The organism is Serratia sp. (in: enterobacteria) (genome assembly GCF_046715635.1).
GTDB lineage: Bacteria > Pseudomonadota > Gammaproteobacteria > Enterobacterales > Enterobacteriaceae > Chania.
Map to the genome: position 1 here is coordinate 1 of NZ_JBKJYW010000343.1, position 22254 is coordinate 22254.

A 22254-nucleotide genomic window follows, 5' to 3' on the forward strand; every position below is an offset into this window, starting at 1 on the left:
GCTCTGGCGTAGGAAACGGCGCTGACGATCGTCGATGGCCGTTTTGCTGCGCTGTGGCTCCAGGCTGAGCGAATAAAGCAGATACGGCGACAGGATCCACAAGGCGGCCAGCGGGATAGTGGCTAACAGCGCTACCGGGCTGGAAAAAGCGGCCAACAGCAACAAGGCAACACCTGCAAACGGGTTGACCCACAGGTTGCGATAAAAATTCGCCAGCGTGACGGTCAGATGGTGTTTGGATTGGTCGAAGCTGGTCCACTCTTGCAGATTACGTTTGCTGATCAGCAAACGCCACAGGGTGATGCCAATGGCCTTCAGGCTGTACCAGGCTTCATGAGGTAGCTCGGCCAGACGCAGGCCAATCTGAGATAGCCGATGCAGTGAGCCCTTCAGTGCCAGCTGCAAGTGCTGAGTAAAAGGCCGACGAGGGGGCTTACGCACCACATCCTGCAACAGCGCCAGCAGCGTGGGCAGCAGCAGAATAATGGCGAACACCGCCAACCAGTATGGGGTGTCCGGTAGCCAGGTTAAACCAAAGAACAGCAGCAACAGGAAGCAGGGGGCTACCAGGCTCCGGCGTAGGTTATCCAACAGTTTCCAGCGCGACAGGGGGCTTAATGGGTTAGCGGCCCGTGAACCGTCTTCGGTGGTGACTCGGGGCAACAGCCAGTTGAATAGCTGCCAATCGCCGCGGATCCAGCGGGTGCGGCGGGCTACATCGACCAAATAGTTGCTTGGGTACTGCTCATAGAGCAAGACGTCGCTCAGTAAACCGGAACGGGCATAGCAGCCTTCCAGCAGATCGTGGCTTAACACCAGGTTTTCCGGGCAGGTGCCCTTCAGGCTGTGGGAGAAGACGTCGACATCATAAATCCCTTTGCCGATAAACGAGCCTTCGCCAAACAGATCCTGATAGATATCTGAAGCCATCTGGGTGTAAGGATCGTTGCCCGGCGTGCTGCTGCACAGGGCAGCATAGCGGCTCTGGCCATAAGCGGGGATCTCTTCGGCCATGCGGGGTTGCAGGATGGCATAACCCTCCACCACCCGCTGCAGTTTGGCATTATACTGGGGTTGATTCAGAGGATGCCCCATAGCGGCGATCAGCTGGTGTGCGGTTTCGCGCGGTAGCACGGTATCGCTGTCCAGGGTGATGACGTATTTGACGTTTTTCAGCACCTCCAGCCCTTGGCCAATCTGGGTGGTAAACGCATTGCCCCGGTTGCGCAGCCAATCGTTCAGCGCGTTCAACTTGCCACGCTTACGCTCCAGCCCCATCCAGCTCTGCTGCTGTTCATTCCACTGGCGATCGCGATGGAACAGGAAAAAGTGGCTTGGCCCTTCGCAGGCATACTGCGCATTGAGCTCGTTCATCTTCTGGCCGGCATAGGCCAGCAGTTCGGCATCGTCTGGGTGTTGCTGCCGGGGTGAGTCATTAAAGTCGGTGAGCAGGGCAAAATGCAGGTGCTTCATGGCATTGCCCAGATAACAAACTTCCAGCGAGTTGATCAACTCGTCAATGCCGGACTTGCTGCTTATCAGCGTGGGGATAACGACCAGCGTGCGGAACTCTGCCGGGATACCACAGGAAAAATCCAGTCTTGGTAGCGGCTGCGGAGAACGGCTGCGGGTGGTGACTTCACTGAGCAGGCTGATGACGAACTGAGCGAGCACCATCCCCAGTGGGAACAGCAAAATCAACAATCCCCAGGTCAGCCCGGTTTGGTGGGCATGGCGTAACAGCAAGGCCCAGCAGGCGGTGGTGAGCAGGCTGATGCTGCCGAGCCAGGAAAGCAGTGGGGATTGGCTGAGCGCCTGACGGATGCGCGTAATGCGGCTAAGCCGAACGTCGAGCTGTTGCTCTAACTGCGTGCGGCCATGGTCAATCAGATAATAGCCGATGTGATGAGTACGCGGATCGTTGCGGGGATCTTCGGCGGCAATCCGTGCCATATTCAGAGCGTGTTGTGCTACTTCAACCTCGTTGTGAGAACAGTGGCGAGCCAGCCTCTCGATCACATGACGATAGTTGTCTCGGGTATCAAAATGCATTAATGGATAAACCCCGGTGGGGTCTTCGCGCAGCGTCTGATCGACCTTGCTCATGGTCTCAACAAATTCCGCCCAATCCATTTCACTCAGTTGCCGCAGGCCAGCGATACTGTTGCTGACGGAAAGTTGGCTGACGGCCAGTTGTTGGTTGAAACGATGGATAAGCTCATCGGAGGTCAGGCTGACCTCGGCCAGGCGTTGCTCAACCCAGGTCAGCGGAAGCGCCAGCATGGTGCCGTGCCCCTGCAGACGACGCACCAGTTCCGCTACGAAGGCGCTGGTGCGGGGCGGGTTGGAGCGGGCCATATCGGCAATGACAATGATCAGGTTGGCCGGATCGTTTTCCGCCGACTCCAGCATTTTGGTCACCCAACTATCGGCCAGGCTGCGCTCTTCCTGCGCCTGGGCCACTTCTACCGCCACGCGGCGCAGGTTTTCAATGAGTGCCAGCCTCAGCATGCCCGGTAGCGCCCAAAGCTCGCCCAGGGTCAGGTTGGCCTCTTTTTGGTAGGCGGCAATATAGCGCGTCAGGCTCTCGGCATCCCATCGGCCGTCGCCATGAGCAATGGCTTCGGTGGCGATATCGAAAATTCGTGGGCAATTGTGCGGGGAGGTTAACTGTGGCAGCCCACGGCCGAAGGTTTTCGGCAGATGGTGGCGAACGACGCGGATCTGCTCTTCGATCAGGTAAAAGTTATCCAGCAGCCAGTCGCCCGCCGGGGTCATGGTATTTTTCTTGTCGTTGCTCAACCTGCGGCAACTGTCCGTCAAGACCTGCTCGTTGTTATCGAGACGTTTGAGCAAATGGTAGGGCGTTTTATGGGTTGCCAGCTTATGGGAGCGTGCCAGGCGCTGGCCATAGCGTTCCATTTGGTCGACCGAAAACAGCTCAGCCTTGATGTTGCTGGCGGGAGAGGTTTCGGCAGTGGCCCGATTATGCCGTAAGGGTAGCCGGGCCACTTTGGGACGACGGCGCTGCTTCTTTAACCAATTGATAAGTATTTCTTTCACGCAAAAAGCTCCTTACATCTGACCCAAAGGACAGCGGGTTAATACCGTTGGGAGGCTGTGAACATCTTGATTTAACTATCGATTTGATATGACAAGATTTCACTGCGGCAGGAACATGACTTCTAAGTATAGTTCCGCTGCGCGCGTGTGGTTGTTTTTTACTCTTAAACTTCAGTGTTAATAAATAATTAGCGACGGAAGGTATGGGTTAATAGGCGCTATTTTTCCGCCCGCGAGGATTGATTTACCGTATAATTCCCCACATAGCGTTTGGTTAATGAGGTGGTAGTGGAACAACTTTCGGGATTGCTGCGGCGACTACGTCAGCAGCTTGGGCACGTCTTTCCCTGTGAAGCCGGGTTTCGGCAGCTAACCGTGGCGGTTCCTGGCCATCTGAGCGATTTGCTGTTGGAGTGGCTGGCGGCACAGGTGCTGTTCCCGCAGTTCTACTGGCGTCATCGCGAAGGGCGGCAGGAGGCGGCGGTGTGCGGCGCTTTGCGGCAGTTTTCACACCCTTCTATGGCGCAGACATTCGTGAATGCCTATCCTGCGGCCCGTTTATGGGGGCTGACGGCCTTCGACGGTGACGCCCAGCTGTTTTTGCCGCGTCTGGAAATTCTCAACCGCCAAGGCAAGTGTGAACTGACGCTAAACCTGTTTTCGGCAGAGGCATTGAGTGATGACGCCCAAGCGGCGCTTGCCTGGCTTGAAAAGCTGCTGCTAGCAAAACCGATCGAGAATTTACAGGTGAAAGTGCTGTCGGTGCAGCATCAACCGGAACGTTCCGGGTGGGAAATCATGCTGTGCGATGCGCTGAAGGCGATAAATCGGCAGCAGATGGATAAGGTGGTCTTGGCGCGCAGCTCGTTGTTGACGCTGGAGAGTCCGTTGTTTGCCCCTGCGATGATGGCCGCCAGCCGCAGGGTGAATCACCAATGCTACCACTTTATGCTGCGCTTTGATGCACATTCCGCATTTCTGGGCTCCAGCCCGGAAAGATTGTACCTGCGTGAGGGGGAACATCTGTTGACCGAAGCGTTGGCGGGAACGGTTGCCAACCATCCCGATGAGCGGCAAGCCCAGGCACTGGGCCAGTGGTTGCTGCAAGACGGCAAGAACCAACAGGAAAACCTGCTGGTGGTTGATGATATCTGTCAACGTTTGCAAGGCGGTGCCAGAGCGGTCGATGTGTTGCCACCAGAAGTGGTGCGGTTGCGCAAGGTACAGCATCTGCGGCGGCGTATTGAAGGGCAACTGAACCAGGGTGATGATGCCGATTGCCTGCAACGGCTGCAACCGACGGCTGCGGTCGCCGGGCTGCCGCGCCAGGCCTCGCTAGAGTTTATCCGCCAGCATGAGCCTTTTTCCCGCGGTTGGTATGCCGGCTCTGCGGGTTATCTTTCTGCGTCACAGGCGGAGTTTTGCGTTGCGCTGCGTTCCTGCCAGATCGAGGATGCTCGGGTTGAGCTGTATGCCGGGGCGGGGATTGTGGCCGGTTCTGATCCGGCGCAGGAATGGCAAGAGATCGAAAACAAGGCGGCGGGCTTACGTACCTTGTTGCAGCCTGAGTCTTCTTGCTGAGCCGTCGACAGACACATTGAGCAGGTCGATCTTCATGTGTAAACTTATTGTGTTTTAAATGTTTATTTTTTGTTCTATTTCGAGCCGCTATTTGGGTTTTGATGGTCGAAATTGATTTAATACAGGTCAGGAACAATCAACTTGTCCCAGGGATATACGGCGTTTTTGCGCCAGCGCAAAAGCCGTAAAGATAATTACTAATATAATTCAGAGTTATGATCCCCGGTTCGCTACCTCGTTTGGGTAGGCCTCGGCGCGTAACCTCTGTTTACTACTGATGAGCGAAATATGTCGACAAGTGTTTTTAATCGCCGGTGGGCGGCGTTGTTGCTGGAAACGCTGGTCCGCCATGGAGTGCGGCATGTCTGTATCGCTCCGGGATCGCGCTCCACGCCCCTGACGTTGGCTGCCGCCGCGAACCGCTCTTTTGTCTGTCATACTCATTTTGATGAGCGGGGCCTGGGCCATTTAGCGCTCGGCCTGGCAAAAGCCACGCGCGAGCCGGTGGCGGTGATCGTCACCTCTGGCACCGCGGCAGCCAATCTCTATCCTGCCCTGATCGAGGCAGGATTAACCGGCGAGCGGCTGGTGTTCCTCACCGCCGATCGTCCGCCGGAGTTGATTAACTGCGGTGCCAATCAGGCGATCCGCCAAAATGGCCTCTACTCGAGCCACCCCACCTTGAATATCGATCTGCCGCGCCCAAGCCCGGATATTCCGGCGCGCTGGCTGGTGTCTACCCTGGACAGCGCGATGGCGCGTCTGCGGCACGGTGCCCTACATATCAACTGCCCGTTTGCGGAGCCGTTATATGGCGGTGATGAGCAGCTATACGAACAGTGGTCAGCGGAGCTAGGAGACTGGTGGCAGGATACCCATCCTTGGCTGCGTGAAATGGATCCGCATCAGGTGATAAAGCAGCCGGACTGGTTTTTCTGGCGGCAAAAGCGCGGCGTGATTATCGCTGGCAGGATGGGCGCGCAAGAGGGTGTGCAACTGGCCGAGTGGGCGGGCATGCTCGGTTGGCCGCTGATTGGCGATGCCCTTTCGCAAACGGGGCAACCGCTGCCCTGTGCCGATTTATGGTTGGCTAACCCCCAGGCTCGTGATTTGTTGGTCAGTGCGCAACTGGTGGTGCAGTTTGGCAGCAGCCTGACGGGCAAACGCCTGCTGCAGTGGCAGGAACGCTGCCAGCCGGAGGAGTTTTGGCTGATCGACGATCTGCCCGGGCGTCTCGATCCTGCGCATCATCGTGGCCGCCGCATTCGTTCTGCCGTTGGCGAGTGGCTCGATCTGCATCCGGCGCAACCGCGTTCACCTTGGGCTGGCGATCTGTCCGCGTTGGCGGATGATGCCCTTGATGTGACCTCACAATACCTGGTCAACCGGTTTGGTGAGGCACAACTTGCCCACCGCCTGCCTGAGCTGTTGCCGGAGAACGGCCAGCTGTTTCTCGGCAATAGCCTGATTGTGCGCCTGATCGATGCCTTAACCCAGTTGCCTGCCGGTTATCCGGTGTTCAGCAATCGCGGTGCCAGCGGTATCGACGGCCTAATCTCCACTGCGGCTGGGGTACAGCGCGCTACCGCCAAACCGACGTTGGCCGTGGTAGGCGATCTCTCCGCGCTATACGATTTGAATGCCCTGGCTCTGTTGCGCCAATGTTCGGCGCCTACGGTGCTGATCGTGGTGAATAACAATGGCGGGCAGATTTTCTCGCTGCTGCCAACGCCGGAACCTGAGCGCCAGCGGTTTTACTGTATGCCGCAGGACGTGGAGTTCAGCCAGGCGGCAGCCATGTTCCAGCTTGATTATGCCTGCCCGGAAAACTGGGGTCAGTTGCAGCAAGCCGTAGAAAAAGCCTGGCTTCACAGCGGAGCCACGCTGATTGAGCTGCAGGTGCCACCAAGCGATGGTGCAGAAACCTTGCAACATCTGGTGCACAAAATGGGGGCAAACTGATGCTGGCTTCCCGCGTGTTACAACAGGGTGAAAGTCAACGCCCATGGTTGATCTGGCTGCATGGCCTGCTGGGGAACAACAATGAGTGGCGGGTGATCGCCTCGCGTTGCGAACAGTGGCCCTCGCTGGCGATTGATTTGCCCGGCCATGGCGATTCTGTCGATCAATCCTGTCTGGATTTTGCCGATGTCAGCAGGCAAATCACCGCCACGCTGCAACAGCATAATATTGAGCGTTACTGGCTGGTGGGCTATTCACTTGGTGGGCGCATCGCCATGTACCATGCTTGTTGCGGTGAAGCGCAAGGGCTGCAAGGTATTGTGATCGAAGGCGGTAATCCAGGGTTGGAGAACGACGATTTACGTGCCCAGCGGCGTGCCCATGATGCCGCCTGGGCGAACCGTTTTCGCACGGAACAGATCAAAACGGTATTGGCCGACTGGTATCTACAACCGATATTTGCCAACCTCAGCCCGGTACACCGAGAGGCGCTGATCGCTGCCCGTGCCGATAATCATGGCCCGGCCATTGCCGATATGCTGGAGGCGACCTCTCTCGGGCGGCAACCTTGGCTGGTGCCACAATTACAACAGTTGGCACTGCCAGTGATGGTGTTATGCGGTGCCGACGATCATAAGTTTCAGGCGTTAGCGCGTGATGCCGGTTTGCCATGGCAAACCGTGCCAGAAGCGGGTCATAACGCTCATCTGGCCAATCCGGCAGATTTTGCTGCCGCGCTCGATGAATTTCTTGCTAAAAAAGGAACCAAACATGCTGTATCCCAATGAAGAACAACTGTACGCCGCGATCGACTGGCAGGACTGCTCGGGTGATTTCGAAGATATCCTGTATCACAAGTCCAGCGATGGCATTGCCAAAATCACCATCAACCGCCCGCAGGTGCGTAACGCTTTCCGCCCGCACACGGTAAAGGAAATGATTGAAGCGATGGCGAACGCGCGCTATGACGACGGCATTGGCACCATCATTCTTACCGGTGCCGGGGATAAAGCCTTCTGTTCTGGTGGCGATCAGAAAGTGCGCGGTGACTACGGCGGCTATCGTGATGACAGCGGCGTGCACCACCTGAACGTGCTGGACTTCCAGCGCCAGATCCGCACCTGCCCTAAGCCGGTGGTGGCGATGGTGGCCGGATATTCCATCGGTGGCGGTCACGTGCTGCATATGATGTGCGATCTGACCATTGCGGCGGATAACGCTATCTTTGGTCAGACGGGGCCGAAAGTCGGTTCCTTTGACGGCGGCTGGGGCGCTTCCTACATGGCGCGCATCGTAGGCCAGAAGAAGGCCCGTGAGATCTGGTTCCTGTGCCGCCAATATGACGCCGCTGCGGCTCTGGATATGGGCCTGGTTAACACCGTGGTGCCGTTGGCCGATCTGGAAAAAGAGACCGTGCGCTGGTGCCGTGAAATGTTGCAAAACAGCCCAATGGCTCTGCGCTGCCTGAAAGCCGCGCTGAACGCCGACTGCGATGGCCAGGCCGGGCTGCAAGAACTGGCGGGTAACGCCACCATGTTGTTCTATATGACCGATGAAGGTCAGGAAGGGCGCAACGCATTTATCGAAAAACGCCAGCCTGACTTCAGCAAATTCAAGCGTAACCCGTAATGACGGCACTAACCCGCGTTGCTGCGATCTATCGCTATAGCCTGCCAATGGAGGCGGGCGTGGTGCTGCGCAACCAGCGGCTGAAAACCCGAGATGGCTTGCTGATCCACCTGCAACAGGATGGGCAGCAAGGATGGGGGGAAATTGCTCCTTTACCGGAGTTCAGCCAGGAGACACTCGACCAGGCGCAGCAGGCTACCTTGGCCTGGGTGCAGGCTTGGGTTGCGGGTGAACTGCCTGCGCAAAGCGAATGGCCATCGGTAGCCTTTGGCACCAGCTGTGCTTTGGCGGAAATGACCGGACAACTGCCAACGCAGGCTGACTACCGCAAGGCACCGCTGTGCACTGGCGATCCCGACGAGCTGTTCGACCTGTTGGCCGCGCTGCCGGGGGAGAAAGTGGCCAAGGTGAAGGTGGGGCTCTATGAGGCGGTGCGGGATGGCATGGTCGTCAATGTGTTGCTGGAAGCCTTGCCCGATCTCAAGCTACGGCTGGATGCCAACCGCAGTTGGAGCCGGGCCAAAGCGGACGGTTTTGCCAAATACGTCAACCCAGCGTGGCGCGATCGCATCGCGTTTCTGGAAGAGCCCTGCAAAACCCGTGATGAATCCCGTGAGTTTGCTCAGGCGACCGGGATTGCCATCGCCTGGGATGAAAGCGTGCGTGAGGCCGATTTTGTCGTGCAGGCGGAGCCGGGCGTGGCGGCCATTGTCATCAAGCCGACCTTGGTGGGAAGCTTGGCTCGCTGCCGTGAACTGGTGATGCAAGCGCATCAGGCCGGGTTGGCGGCGGTGATCAGTTCCAGTATTGAATCCAGCCTTGGGTTGACACAGCTGGCGCGCGTCGCGCATTGGCTGACGCCGCAGACGGTGCCGGGTTTGGATACGTTGAACCTGATGCAAGCCCAGTTGATACGCAGCTGGCCAGAGAGCACCTTGCCGTTATTGGGCACTGATACCTTGGAGTGTGTATGGCGCAGTTGAGTGATTGGCCGTGGCGGCATTGGGCCAAACAGCGCCCGCAGGCGACTGCGGTGATCTTTGAACAACAGCCGGTCAGTTGGCTGATGTTGCAACGGCAGGTAGAAGTACTGGCCGCCGATTTTCAGCGCCAGGGTGTATTACCCGGTAGCGGTGTGCTGCTGTGTGGGAAAAACAGCTATCCACTGCTGCTAGCCTATCTGGCGCTATTGCAGTGCGGTGCGCGCTTGCTGCCGCTCAATCCAACATTGCCTGCGCCGATGCTGGCGGCTTTGCTGCCCGATCTGGATATCGACTTTGCATTCAGCCCTGATGGCTTGCCTGAGTTGCCCCCTGGCGCGATCGTCTTGTCGCCACCGGGCGTTGATGAGTGCCATTTGCAGCTGTTGCCGTGGGATGAACAAAGACTGGCGACGTTGACGCTGACTTCCGGCTCCAGCGGTTTGCCAAAAGCCGCCGCCCATAGCTATGCCGGCCACCTTGCCAGTGCCGATGGCGTGTTGCAATTGATGGCGTTTCAGCCGCAGGACAGCTGGCTGCTTTCGCTACCGCTGTTTCACGTGTCTGGTCAGGGCATTGTCTGGCGCTGGCTGGCAGTGGGAGCACAACTTGTGGTGCGTGAAATGCAACCCTTGGCCGATGCGCTGGCGGGATGCACCCATGCTTCGCTGGTGCCAACCCAACTTTGGCGCTTGCTGTCTGAACCGATGGCCAAGCATGCGCTAAAAGAAGTGCTGCTCGGTGGGGCGATGATCCCGGTGTCACTCACCCAGCAGGCCGAGGCGTTTGGGATCCATTGCTGGTGCGGCTATGGCTTGACGGAGCTAGCTTCGACGGTTTGCGCCAAACGCGCCGACGAGTTGCCCGGCGTAGGGGCCCCTTTGCCAGGTCGTGAAATACGCCTGGTGGATCAGGAGGTTTGGATCCGCTCCACCAGCCTGGCGCTGGGTTATTGGCTGCGCGGTGAACTGGTGCCTATTACCGACGATCAAGGATGGTTCCATACTCGCGATCGTGGTGCGATGGAGCAGGGGGAACTGCGAATCATTGGCCGGTTAGACAACCTGTTCTTCAGCGGTGGGGAAGGCGTTCAGCCGGAAGATGTGGAACGTGTTTTTGCCGCGCATCCTCAGGTGTTGCAGGTGTTTATCGTGCCGATTGCCGATGCAGAGTTTGGCCAACGGCCGGTAGCGGTGGTCGACCTGGAAGGCGAGTTGACGTTGGAAGGGCTAATGCTCTGGGGGCAAGACCGGTTGGCGAACTTCCAGCGGCCGATTGCCGCATTGGCGTTACCCGACGAGCTAAAAAACGGCGGCATCAAGATTTCACGCCGTCGGCTACAGCAATGGGCGAGCAGCCAACTGCAGGCATAACGCGTTGCGTTGAGAAAATGGCCGCCCGAGGGCGGCCTTGCTATTGGTGTAACGGATTATTTCAGGCCCAGGGCCTGGGCTACGCCGTTACCGTAATCGGGATGTACTTTGGTGAACAGCTCAACCTGACGGCGTTGGATCTGTTCTGGCACCTGCGACAGTTCACCGGCGATACGGGTGAACATACGTTGGTGCTCCTCGGCACTCAGCAGATTGAACAGCGCACGCGGCTGGCTGTAGTAATCGTCGTCTTCACGATGATTCCAGTGATCCGCGGCCCCTTCGATGCTCAATGGGGGTTCGCTGAAATCTGGCTGCTCCTGGAACACCCCAAAGCTGTTTGGCTCATAGGTTGCGCCGTTGCCGCTGTTACCATCTACACGCATCGCCCCATCGCGGTGATAGTTATGGAACGGGCATTTGGCACCGTTGACCGGGATTTGGTGATGGTTGACGCCCAGGCGATAGCGGTGCGCATCGCCATAGGAGAACAGACGGCCCTGCAACATTTTATCCGGCGAGAAACTGACGCCAGGCACCACGTTGGCCGGGTTCATGGCTAGTTGTTCTACTTCGGAGAAATAGTTATCCGGGTTACGGTTCAGCTCGAAGAAGCCAACATCGATCAATGGATAGTCGCCGTGCGGCCAGACTTTGGTCAGATCAAACGGGTTATACGGGGTTTGTGACGCTTCATGCTCTGGCATGATCTGGATTTGCAGTTTCCAGCGTGGGAAGTCGCCGTTCTTGATGGAGTCGAACAGATCGCGCTGCGAACTTTCACGATCTTTGGCGATGATGGCTTCTGCTTCATCGTCCATCAGGTTTTCGATGCCCTGCTCACAGCGGAAGTGGAACTTGACCCAGAAACGCTCGTTATTGGCGTTGATAAAGCTGAAGGTGTGGCTGCCGAAACCGTGCATATGACGGTAGGACTTAGGTATGCCACGGTCGCTGAAGTCGATGGTCAACTGGTGCAGTGATTCTGGCAGATGGGAGAAGAAGTCCCATTTGTACACCGGATTGCGCAGGTTGGTGTGCGGATCGCGTTTTACCACGTGGTTCAGGTCAGGGAATTTCAGTGGATCGCGCAGGTAGAACACCGGGGTATCGTTACCGACCAGATCCCAGTTACCTTCATCGGTATAGAACTTCATGGCAAAGCCACGGATATCACGTTCGGCGTCGGCAGCCCCGCGCTCACCGGCAACGGTAGAGAAGCGGACGAACATCTCGGTTTGCTTACCAATCTCAGAGAAGATTTTTGCGCGGGTGTACTTGGTTATATCGTGGGTGACGGTAAAGGTGCCGTGGGCTCCGGAGCCCTTGGCGTGCATACGACGCTCTGGGATCACCTCGCGGTCAAAGTGGGCCAGTTTTTCCAGGAACCACACGTCTTGAAGCAGCATCGGGCCGCGCTTACCGGCGGTGATCACGTTATTATTATCAACAACGGGCGCGCCTGCCGCGGTAGTTAATCCTTTCTTGCTCATCAATTGCTCCTTACTGTGTTGCAGTTAAGTTGATAGCTCAGTTTCGGGTGCTGTACATCATCATAATGATAACTAATGAAAAGGCCTTCCCTGCTGACCTCCATCAAAGGCACTACTAGTTGTAGACTTATTCTCAGCCCTCGGCAAATAGGTAGCACTTATCGTTGCAATTTTGGGGTAACTGATTGGTATTTGTTTAGAGTTTATTGAAAAATTAACGGGTTATCGCTTTAAATTTGCCGGAAACTGATGACAATTCGGTTACACTTAGCCGCGTATTTTTTCCGGTGCCAGACATCATCACTCCTTGATGATGAAGAATGAAAAGGATCAATAATGAACAAAACTTTAGTCGCGTGCGCAGCAGGTTTGCTGTTTGTGGCTGGCTCTGCCAATGCGATCAGCGTGAGCGGTGAGGCAGGGGAACATTACACCAACCTTGGTGTCGGTTTAGGGGGCACAACAGCGGGCTTGGGGATCAGCGGCAACTGGATCCGTAGCGATCATGATGGTGACATCGGGAGCCTGGGGCTGAGCTTCGGCCTGCCGGTTGGGCCTTTGACGGCCACCGTGGGCGGCAAGGCCATTTATCTTAGCCCGAAAGATGGCAAAGATGGTGGGGCATTGGCATTAGGAGGCGGTCTGCAATGGGATCTCAACCGCTATCTCAGCCTGTATGGCGAAGGCTATTTTGCGCCGGAGTCTTTGACCAGCGGGGCAAAAGCCTACAACGAAGCTAATGGCGGGCTGCGCTTAAACGTGCGTCCGTTCAATGTGGATGTCGGTTATCGTTACATCAACATCGAAGGTAAAGACGGCAACCGCGACAACGCGATAGCCGATGGCCCTTATATCGGTGTGGGCGTGGGCTTCTAATCCTGTCTGCTATTAAACGGGCGCCGCATATGCTGCGCCCATTTTTTCTGTTAGCCGATAGCCGGTAACAGCCCGCTGGCAATGCTGATCTGAATGGCGATCACCGCCACCCCACAGACAAACACCAACGCCAACGCTGGCGTTCCGCCCCAGACTCGATAGCTGGCCTGATGCCGCCGACGAGTTTTCCAGACCAGCAATGAAGGTAGCAGCAGGGCGAGTACGGACAGCGCAATTGCCGCAAACCCAAGTGCCAGCACAAAACCGCGTGGATAGAACAGTGCGAATGCCAATGGCGGCAGGAAGGTAATGGCACCGGTCTGCAAACGACCCCGCACGTTATCCTGGCGTTTGAACAGATCGGCCAGGAAGTCAAACAACCCGAGCGAAACCCCCAGGAATGAGGTTGCCAGCGCCAAATCGGCAAACAGGTGCACCGCCAGCTCGACATGAGGCGACGCGACCACGTCACGCACCGCTTGCAGTAAACCGTTCAGCCCGGCCTGTTGGGCCAGAATGCCGACAAAGGTGGTGGAACTGATGCTGCCCAGCGTCGCCAACTGCCAGAAGATATAAGCCACTAACGGGATGGCACTGCCGATGATAAAGATCCAACGCAGTTTACGGATGTTACCGCCCATATAGTTGACGATGCTGGGTACGCTGCCGTGGAAACCAAACGAGGTGAAAATCACCGGGATGGCCGAGAGCGCCAGCCCTTGTTCCAGCGGGAGCGTCAGCAGGTTGGTTTGCTGGATGTGCGGCATCATCAGGCCAAGCATGACGATCAGGAAAATCGACTTGGCGGTAAACAGAATACGGTTGAACAGATCCACTGAATGGGTGCCGATGCAGACGATCCCCCCTGCGACCAGGGTGAACAGCAGCACGCCGAGATAAGTCGGGAAGTCCTGAGAAGTCCATTGGCTGATGCTGACAGCCAGCAGTTCGCCAGCGCCGCTGATATAGGCTGCGGTCAGTGCATACATCAAGAACATCATGCTGAAACTGGTAAGCCACTGGCCACCGCCGCCCAGATAGCGTTTGGCCAGCGTTCCCAGGCCGGTGTCCGCCTGCTCATGCTGATAAACTTCGACCAGCAACAGCGCGGTATAGCACATCAATAACCACAGCCCAATCAGCAGTGCCAGCGTGACGCCAAAACCTACGCCCGCCGCCGCCAGGGGCATAGCCAGCATCCCTGCACCAATGGTGGTGCCTGCCACGATAAAAACACTGCCCAGCGTGCGATTCTTCACGTTTTTCTCTGCTATTGGATGATTTAGGGGCGTTTTCGGGCCCCTATTTTTAGTGCGGCAGAATAGTTGATTGCCGATTTTGTGTCAAACCGGCGTTACGTATGGTGTACATTAAAATTTACAATTAGAGGCAGGGTTAGGGAGATAATAAAAAATGCCTTTGAACAACAATATCGTTCGGTGTGTAGTGAAAAGTTGTTAACAGGCTTCTATAGTGGAGTGATCTGAACATAAAGGGAGAGATCAATGTTAAGGGTGGAGATGCTCAGCACTGGTGATGAGGTGCTGCATGGGCAAATTATTGATACCAACGCTGCCTGGCTGGCAGATTACCTGTTCCAGCAAGGCTTACCGATGAGCGGGCGTGAAACGGTGGGGGATAGTCTCTCCTCTCTGATCGAAATCCTGCAGGAACGTAGCCATATCGCCGACGTGCTGATCGTTAATGGTGGTCTGGGGCCAACCAGCGATGACCTCAGCGCGTTGGCGGCAGCAAAGGCTTGCGGTACCGAACTGGTCGAACATCCCGAATGGATCGCCCGTATGGAAGCCTACTTTGCTGAACGTGGTCGCCCGATGGCGGCTTCCAACCGTAAACAGGCGCAGATCCCGGCTAATGCGGAAATGCTGGATAACCGCGTTGGTACCGCCTGCGGCTTCGTCTTAACGCTGAATAAGTGCCGGATGTTCTTTACGCCGGGCGTGCCCTCTGAATTTAAAGTGATGGTAGAAGAGCAGATCCTGCCTTGCTTGCGCCAGGGCTTTACTCTGCCTGAGCCGCCGTTATGTCTTCGCCTAACCACCTTCGGGACTTCGGAAAGCGACTTGGCCGCCGAATTGGACGGTATGCCTTTGCCGCCGGGCGTGGTGTTGGGTTATCGCTCCTCCAGCCCGATTATTGAACTGAAGTTGACGGGTCCACAGGCTCAGCGCAGCGCGATGGAACAAGCCTGGCAGCGAGTACGGCAGGTTGCAGGTGACAATACGATTTTTGAAGGTACGGCAGGGCTACCGGCAGAGCTAGCGCAACGCTTACAGCAGCAACATTTGACGTTGGCGCTGAGCGAGCAATTTACCGCTGGCCTAATCAACCTGCAGTTGCAGAGCGAAGCGGCCCCGCTGGCCGGTGGCGAACTGTTACCGGCACATTGCTCCGAGACGCTGGCAACGGTGCTGGCGCGTGCCCAGTCTTTGGCGCAGCTCACCGGCGCGCCGTTAGCGTTGGCGGTTAGCGCCATGGCAGGGGATCGTGTCAGTGTTGCCCTGCATACGCCAAAAGGCGGTATTGGCCAGACGGTGAGCTATCGTGCATCACGTCATGGTTTGCGTTTACGTCAGGAATCGGTTGCGATGCTAGCGCTGGATATGCTGCGCCGCTGGTTGAATGGCGGCCAGGTTTGCGGCAAAAACGGCTGGCTGGAAATTGTGGAAATTATCGAGTAGGAACATTCCTCAGCAGGTTCAAAACGTAGGGGACCTCATGCAGTAAAGCGGGCGGTCCCCTACGGTCGAACATGTGCGATCCCTTCCATTTCTGCAAATCTTCACTGGTATCCCCTATCGCCGAGCAACGGCTAGCTGGAAATAGTCGCTATTACCGGAGAGAAACGGGTTGATAGCGCTGATATATCCCTGATTCATTGTTGCTTTTTTGTTTTATTATTGTGCGCGTGTTTTTTGGTGTGTGCACGAGTATCTTGTTGATTATCAACATTAATTAAAAATTATAAGTTAATTATTTACGTTTTTTTATTAACTTTTTATTATTTATAGTTATTGCCTATCAAACGACAGAAATTTACTTGGATTTATGTCTTCCAAAAGCCAGGGTTGGTGATTTACCATTCTGCCCCTCATTTTTCATTCAGTTTTTTATTTCAAAAAAATCACAAAATACGAAATTAGATGTTTGTTTGTTGGTTTTTCATGGAGGAAGTATCCGAGATAGGGATGATCAAGGTTGGTTGATCTTAAGAATGGTATTTCAATGAAATTGTTTAAAATTACAACACTGCCCCTTATTCTGGCTACTTCTGCCGTTTCCCTTCCTGTAAAGGCAGCGGAAACAGCCCAGATTATGGTGAAAGGGTCCATCGTTCCTACCGCATGTTCCATCTCTGTTGCCGGTTCGGCAGACTTCGGCAATTTGACCGAAAATGAACTGAAAGAAAAAAGCAAAGAGCTCAATGCTTACCAGCTAGGCTATAAGCCCGTTAATTTTGATATTCAATGTAACTCTGCAGCAAAAGTGGCGTTATCTACACAGGCTGATATTCCGCCCTCTGGCTCGAGCACCGTGGGTGTTGTGAGCTACGTTAATGAGACAGAAAAAACCTCTCGTAACAAAACCGAACACTTGGGCAATCTGGGAGTGATTGAGGGGCATGATATTGGCTATTTTACCACGGCGCTGGTGAGTGCAAATTTGGATGACAAAAATTCCGAGCTGATTTTTTCCCAAGACAATGGTAGTGATTGGCAAGCGGTCTCTGGTGCAGATGAGCATGTGATGTATCAGGATGGCTCTGCATTCTATAGTTGGGGGAAAGACAACACGCCACAGGAAGCCACCAATATCTCTGGTGTTATCAATATCTCCGCTGCTATTGATGCTCGTTTTATCGATAACATGAAAGAAGTTCTCAACTTTAACAGCAGCACTACCCTAAGCCTACAGTATCTGTAAACACCCTGGTGTCTTGTCTGGCAGTTGCCTGCCAGACAATATTTACCCGCTGTTATTTTTTATCAATACTGTTTCTGTAAGGTGTGTTTGTCATGCGTTGTCAATTGCCCGCTTATTTTACTTCCGTTAAGCGAATAATCTCCAATAAGTTATTACCGGTTGCCCGGTCTTATTCTGGGAATGACAGTTTAAAATCAGATTGGATACCGTGCAGTTTATTACTGGTCACGGTATCCCTTTTCGCTACTCAGTCTCACGCCTCTGACGTATTACCGGAATCTTCGGCGGTCATTATTAATGAAGCGCAGAAGGGCGGCAGCATTAATGTTAAAAACACGGAAAATGTCCCGGTGCTGTTATATACCAGAATCGTCGAATTACCTGACGATCCCACTCCTCGCCTGATTGTGACCCAGCCAGTAGCTCGTTTGGAGCCTGGCCAGTCTCAACGCGTGCGCTTTGTGTTGAATAACGATACTCCGTTGCAGAGCGAACATATCAAGCGCGTTTATTTTGAAGGGGTGACTGAGCGAACCAGCGATAACAGCCAGGTGTCCGTGAGCGTGCGTCAGGATCTGCCGGTGATTATTGTACCTAAGGGGCTGAGTGCTAAACGCGATATGTGGACCGATCTGGACTGGTCCGTCAGCGCAAACAGCCTGAAAGTCACCAATACTGGTCGCCATGTGGTGCGCTTGACTCCACAGGTCAAACTACAACCCGCAGGGAGTGTGCTGTCCCTGAACAAGAGTTATCTCCTGCCAGGTGAAACCCTGGTGGTCACCGCACCTGCCAGTACCCGTCTCAGTAGCCAGCAGCAGGTGGCGTTCTCTCCTGTCACTCGTTACGGGTTTAGTGTAGGGGTGCAAACAGCCCTTCTGAGCATGAAATAGTTGCCCATCGCTATGAAGACTGCCCGCCATTCATTACTGACCTCTGCCATTCTGCTGGTTTGTTGGGGTTGCCCCGTATCAGCAGAAGGGGCCAAATTGACCAACTTCAGTGAAAGCCGGCTGAAGGCGCTGGGTATCGACCCGTCTACCGCTGCCTACTTTGCGCAAGGAGGGCGTTTTACGCCAGGTATTACCCAAGTGGAGTTAGAGGTCAATGGTGCCCACCGAGGCATGCAGAGGCTGGCATTTGGTCACAGTGGTGAAATGTGTGCGGATGAAGCCTTCTTTGCGTCTGCCGGTATCCGATTGGATCCGCCATTGCGCCAGGAGAGTGCGGACGCAGATGCCTGCCCGCAGCTTAGCGAGGTCTGGCCGACCGCTACGGTCTCTCTACTTCCCGCCACTCAAGAAGTGCATATTGTCGTGCCACCGGAAGCGGTGGAGAAGGCAAATGACCTGGCACATTTCCAGCAAGGTGGCACAGCTGGCTTGCTGAACTATTCCGCTTACCGTTCCTATTTTTCCTCGTACGGTAACCATTCAAGCAACAGCTACCTGAATCTGGAAAGCGGTTTTAACACAGGTGACTGGATGGTGCGCGGTGCGCATAGCCTACGCCAGAGCAGCTCGGGTGAATTTACTTTCGACAATGCGTATGTCTACGCACAGAAAACGCTGGTGGATAGAAAGCAGTTGTTGCAGACCGGACAAATCAACTTTTCCAATAATTTACTGTCCGGTGCGTCCATCGATGGGATGCAACTGATCCCACAGTCTGCGCTGAGCCGCCAGGGGGAGGGGGCGCAGGTGAGCGGTATTGCCCGGGCTGACCAGTCACGGGTGGAAGTTCGCCAAAGTGGCATCCTGATTTATTCCACGCTGGTGCCAGCCGGTCCCTTTACGCTAACGGAACTGCCTTTACTGAATAGCACCAGTGACCTGCAACTCAGGGTGATAACCCCGAGCGGGCAGGAAGAAGCCTATACCATCACTGCGGCATCATTCCGCAGCCTGGTGCCCAAAGCCCCAGAAACCTGGTCCTTGGCGCTGGGGCGTCTGCGTGCGGACAGCGTCAGCCAGAACTATGAGCGGCCATGGGTGGCCAGCCTGTCTGATGGCCGGGCACTTTCCCAGCGGGTATTGCTGGAGGGCGGGTCAATTATCGCCTCTGGCTATCTGGGCAGCGGTGTGGGGATTACCGTCAGTCCGCGTCGAGAAGTCTCTCTAGGTCTGTCCGCGGCGCTGAGCCAGGATCGCAACCATGACCGAAAGGGCGCCAAGAGCACGGCCTCGGTGAACTGGCAAGCTCCACTGAATCTCGGATTTGGTGGTGATATCACTCTATATTCTCCCGGCTATCGGGAACTGACGGACTCGGTTTCCCTCACTGATAGCCCTTACAGCCGCACCAGCGCAGGTCTGCGGATGAATTGGTACCAAACGGCACTGGGACATATTTCGCTCTCTGCCAGCCAGACCCGTCAGGGGGATAATAGCGGGGATACCCGACGCCTGATGGCCACCTGGAACCGTAATTTTGGTTTTGTAAACGCCTCGGTGAACTGGCAGCGCCAGAGCCGGAGTTTACGAAACTGCCACGCATCCTATCGGTGCCGCAATACCGACCGCGACAGTCTGTTTGTTAACCTCAGTTTTCCACTGGGTGGACAGGTGATCGGTAGCCATTATCGTCATACCCCAGATTCATCGGCTGTGGGTATGCAAACGAGCGGTGTCCTGACGGAAAACAGCAGTTGGTCACTGGCGACAGAGCACGGCATGAAACAGCAACGCGATACCAGCCTGTCAGGTAGTCTGAACGGCAACCTGCATTACACCACTGCCGGGTTATATGGTTACGCTGCGACGGATCATACCCGCAACTACTCCGGCACGTTGTCTGGCGGCATCGTAGCCCATCAGGAAGGTGTGGTGTTCTCACCGCATAAGATTAACGACACCTTTGGGGTGGTGGCGGTGGAGCCTGCGGTCAGTGGAGTTGAAATCAACACCCCACGGGGAAAAGTGTGGACTGATTGGCGGGGTAAGGCGGTGATCCCTGGACTGCCGGCTTACGCTGCGGGCCGGATCGAGTTGAACACTGAACAATTGCCGGAAAATACTGATGTCAGCAATGGCTTGCGGCAAATTGTGGCGGGTCACGGGGCGGTCACCAATACCCATTTTGTCTTGCAGCAAACACGTAACGGACTGTTGACGGTGAAACTGATGGATGGATCGCCGTTGCCGAAAGGCAGCGCCATTATTGCGCAGGACGGTAGTTATGTGACCACTGCGGTGGATGCCGGCACGGTGTTCCTTACCGATCTGAACGATAAACGCCCGCTGATGGCACGTTGGCAGGAGCAGCAATGTAGCCTGCATTTTTCCGTACCGGAAAAAGCGCTCAAGGGGGAGGCCTATGAAAATGTCACCGCACAATGCAGCTAAACGTAGTGTAGAGGAGGGCGTGTGAAACAGAAAGTTATCACATTAATCCGAGGGCTGTGCCTCACCGCTGTGCTGTGGCTTGTCACGCCAGACAGCATGGCTCAGAACTGTCAGGTGGTGGTATCACGCCCCGAGATCCAACTGGGCAAGCAGCGCCATGTTGCTAATGCAGGAACACTGTTTACCCAGCAAGAGGTGACCGTTGCCGCTGAGTGTGCGGGGGCCGGGCCGATCACGTTGCTGATTGATGGTATGTCGGATGAGGGGGGACAACATTTTCGCTTTGGCGCTATGGGCAAAATGACATTGTCGCTATTGGCAGCACAGTATGACGGTAGTAATACGGGGCTGAGGCTGAGTTCTGCATCGCAGGGGGAAAGGCAGCTATCACCGGAACCATCGGTGTTGCTGGCTCCTGGCAGCCAACTGACCACGCTCGCCACCGGGGCCGCCGACAAAGAGACTCATTTGCTGATAGTGCAGCTGCGCCTGGATTTTCCAGCAGCAGGAGATGAGGGGCGGATCCGCGATCTGACGGAGATGGACGGCCAAGTGCGGTTTGAAGCTCGGCAATAGTCGATATCGCCTGAGGCTGCCGACAAACCCCAATAGGCTCACAGCGTAGGGGCGCTGCATGCTGCGCCCGTTTTTGTTATGGAAGAGGTATCCAGTCTAGGGATGGTTAATGTTAGTTAATCTGAAAAATGGTACTTAAATGAATATGTTTAAAATTACAGCGTTGACCCTTGCCATTGCTACTTCTGCGGGTTCCTTGACTGCGATGGCGGCGGAAACTGCGCAAATTACGGTGAAAGGGGCGGTATTTCCTTCCGCGTGTGCCATCTCTGTCGATGGTTCAGTGGACTTCGGTAATTTGAAAAAAAACGAGCTGCAAGAACAAGCTAAAAATCAAAATGCATACCAGTTAGGCTATAAGCCCGTTGGTTTTAATATTCAATGTAACTCGGCAGCAAAAGTGGCGCTATCTGCACAGGCTGACACCCCTGTTTCTGGCACTCCCACGATGGGCGTAGTGAGCTACCTCAATGATAATGACAAAGCGCTGCGTGCTGAACCCGGACAGATTGCATCCCTGGGGGCGCTTGATGGTGAAGACATCGGCTATTTTACCGTGATGCTGGCAAGTGCCACCTTGGATAGCAAAACGGCCGAGCTTATCTCCTCCGAAGATAATGGCAGTAGTTGGCAAGGCGTCTCTGGAGCCGCTGCTCATATGATGTATCAGGATGGCTCCGTACTTCATGGCTGGGGGAAAGACACCGCACCACAGGAAGCCACTAATATCTCTGGCACTATTACTGTCTCTGCGGCACTTAACCTTAAAGTCGTGGAGGAACTGAAAGACACCGTCAACTTTAACACTAACACCACCCTAAGCCTGCACTACCTGTAAAACCCTCGGCGTATTATCTGGCAGCTGTCTGCCAGATAATATTTACCCGCTTATTTTCTTTCGTTCAGGAGGGGCATTTTGTGCTGCTGTTGGCAGCCGGGAAGAAGGAGAGGAACGCTATTATCCTACCTGTGAACTGGCCCGCTCACCTTCGAGTATCCAGGAGAGAATTTGTTTGGCTTCCGCCTAGATTTCCAGCTCGATATCCATGGTGGGCATGCAGCAGCAAGGCAGGATCTCGCCGTGATTGATAAATGCCAACGGTTGCTGGTGGTAAGCGACCTCACCCTTCAGTAATTTCACCCGGCAGGCACCGCAATAGCCGGAGCGGCATTGGTATTCCACCTCCACCTCATGCAGTTCCAGCACGTCGAGCAGGCATTTCTCACCTTCGGGGCAGGAGAGCTGCGTACCAGTGGCACGCAGCGTGATGGTGGGTGCAGCCACTTACAGCTCGAAATCACTCAGGTCGTCGGCGTTGACTTCAGAGTCAATCTGGCCGACCAGGTAAGAGCTGACTTCCACTTCCTGCGGAGCCACCTGCACGTTATCCGACACCAGCCAGGCGTTGATCCACGGGATTGGGTTGGAGCG

16 protein-coding genes and 2 pseudogenes are annotated in these 22254 nt (G+C 55.3%); 13 read left to right on the forward strand and 5 right to left on the reverse strand.

The features are described 5' to 3' along the window. Positions 1-3063: pseudogene (locus ACLQ7H_RS18085) on the reverse strand (cyclic beta 1-2 glucan synthetase); the annotation flags it as partial. 288 nt (positions 3064-3351) lie between these two features. Between ACLQ7H_RS18085 and menF the strand changes: the two are divergent. The 6 genes from menF (at position 3352) to menE (ending at position 10588) form a co-directional block, all read left to right on the forward strand. Then, positions 3352-4644, forward strand: a complete 1293-nt coding sequence (gene menF, locus ACLQ7H_RS18090; protein WP_411753852.1) for an isochorismate synthase MenF — start codon at positions 3352-3354, stop codon at positions 4642-4644. Between the two features lie 288 nt (positions 4645-4932). Next, complete coding sequence (gene menD / locus ACLQ7H_RS18095; protein ID WP_411753853.1) at positions 4933-6606, forward strand: 2-succinyl-5-enolpyruvyl-6-hydroxy-3-cyclohexene-1-carboxylic-acid synthase; 1674 nt, start codon at positions 4933-4935, stop codon at positions 6604-6606. Beyond that, positions 6606-7394, forward strand: a complete 789-nt coding sequence (gene menH / locus ACLQ7H_RS18100) for a 2-succinyl-6-hydroxy-2,4-cyclohexadiene-1-carboxylate synthase (RefSeq protein WP_411753854.1) — start codon at positions 6606-6608, stop codon at positions 7392-7394. Before menD ends, menH begins: the two co-directional genes overlap by 1 nt. Then, positions 7378-8235 (forward strand): 1,4-dihydroxy-2-naphthoyl-CoA synthase, encoded by an 858-nt coding sequence (menB, locus tag ACLQ7H_RS18105; protein ID WP_411753855.1) that lies wholly within the window; start codon positions 7378-7380, stop codon positions 8233-8235. Before menH ends, menB begins: the two co-directional genes overlap by 17 nt. Next, a complete protein-coding gene (menC, locus tag ACLQ7H_RS18110; protein ID WP_411753856.1) occupies positions 8235-9218 on the forward strand; it encodes an o-succinylbenzoate synthase in 984 nt (327 codons plus the stop codon). Before menB ends, menC begins: the two co-directional genes overlap by 1 nt. Then, positions 9206-10588, forward strand: coding sequence for an o-succinylbenzoate--CoA ligase (gene menE, locus ACLQ7H_RS18115; protein ID WP_411753857.1), 1383 nt, complete (start codon positions 9206-9208; stop codon positions 10586-10588). Before menC ends, menE begins: the two co-directional genes overlap by 13 nt. 56 nt (positions 10589-10644) lie before the next feature. Here the strand turns inward: menE and katA are convergent, their stop codons facing one another. Then, on the reverse strand, positions 10645-12081 hold the full coding sequence (katA, locus tag ACLQ7H_RS18120; protein WP_411753858.1) for a catalase KatA: 1437 nt from the start codon (positions 12079-12081) through the stop codon (positions 10645-10647). 336 nt (positions 12082-12417) lie between these two features. Here katA and ACLQ7H_RS18125 point away from each other — a divergent pair, with 336 nt between their 5' ends. Next, on the forward strand, positions 12418-12957 hold the full coding sequence (locus ACLQ7H_RS18125) for a YfaZ family outer membrane protein (protein WP_411753859.1): 540 nt from the start codon (positions 12418-12420) through the stop codon (positions 12955-12957). 50 nt (positions 12958-13007) lie between these two features. Here ACLQ7H_RS18125 and tyrP read toward each other — a convergent pair whose 3' ends face one another. After that, complete coding sequence (tyrP, locus tag ACLQ7H_RS18130; protein ID WP_411753860.1) at positions 13008-14216, reverse strand: tyrosine transporter TyrP; 1209 nt, start codon at positions 14214-14216, stop codon at positions 13008-13010. 246 nt (positions 14217-14462) lie between these two features. Here tyrP and ACLQ7H_RS18135 point away from each other — a divergent pair, with 246 nt between their 5' ends. The 6 genes from ACLQ7H_RS18135 (at position 14463) to ACLQ7H_RS18160 (ending at position 21660) form a co-directional block, all read left to right on the forward strand. Beyond that, on the forward strand, positions 14463-15659 hold the full coding sequence (locus ACLQ7H_RS18135; protein WP_411753861.1) for a nicotinamide mononucleotide deamidase-related protein YfaY: 1197 nt from the start codon (positions 14463-14465) through the stop codon (positions 15657-15659). A gap of 544 nt (positions 15660-16203) precedes the next feature. Next, positions 16204-16902 (forward strand): DUF1120 domain-containing protein, encoded by a 699-nt coding sequence (locus tag ACLQ7H_RS18140; RefSeq protein ID WP_411753862.1) that lies wholly within the window; start codon positions 16204-16206, stop codon positions 16900-16902. Positions 16903-16994: 92 nt separating this feature from the next. Further along, on the forward strand, positions 16995-17795 hold the full coding sequence (locus tag ACLQ7H_RS18145) for a fimbria/pilus chaperone family protein (protein WP_411753863.1): 801 nt from the start codon (positions 16995-16997) through the stop codon (positions 17793-17795). 12 nt (positions 17796-17807) lie between these two features. Then, complete coding sequence (locus ACLQ7H_RS18150; RefSeq protein ID WP_411753864.1) at positions 17808-20246, forward strand: fimbrial biogenesis usher protein; 2439 nt, start codon at positions 17808-17810, stop codon at positions 20244-20246. Between the two features lie 21 nt (positions 20247-20267). Further along, complete coding sequence (locus ACLQ7H_RS18155; protein WP_411753865.1) at positions 20268-20822, forward strand: hypothetical protein; 555 nt, start codon at positions 20268-20270, stop codon at positions 20820-20822. Between the two features lie 139 nt (positions 20823-20961). Next, positions 20962-21660, forward strand: a complete 699-nt coding sequence (locus tag ACLQ7H_RS18160; protein ID WP_411753866.1) for a DUF1120 domain-containing protein — start codon at positions 20962-20964, stop codon at positions 21658-21660. A gap of 186 nt (positions 21661-21846) precedes the next feature. On the opposite strand, the gene yfaE is transcribed toward ACLQ7H_RS18160, so the two are convergent. Together yfaE and ACLQ7H_RS18170 are read right to left on the reverse strand one after the other, a co-directional pair. Beyond that, the gene (gene yfaE, locus ACLQ7H_RS18165; RefSeq protein WP_253082667.1) at positions 21847-22107 is read right to left on the reverse strand and encodes a class I ribonucleotide reductase maintenance protein YfaE; all 261 of its coding nucleotides are present in this window, start codon (positions 22105-22107) and stop codon (positions 21847-21849) included. Next, positions 22108-22254 (reverse strand): annotated as a pseudogene (locus ACLQ7H_RS18170) (ribonucleotide-diphosphate reductase subunit beta); the annotation flags it as partial. It lies immediately after the preceding gene.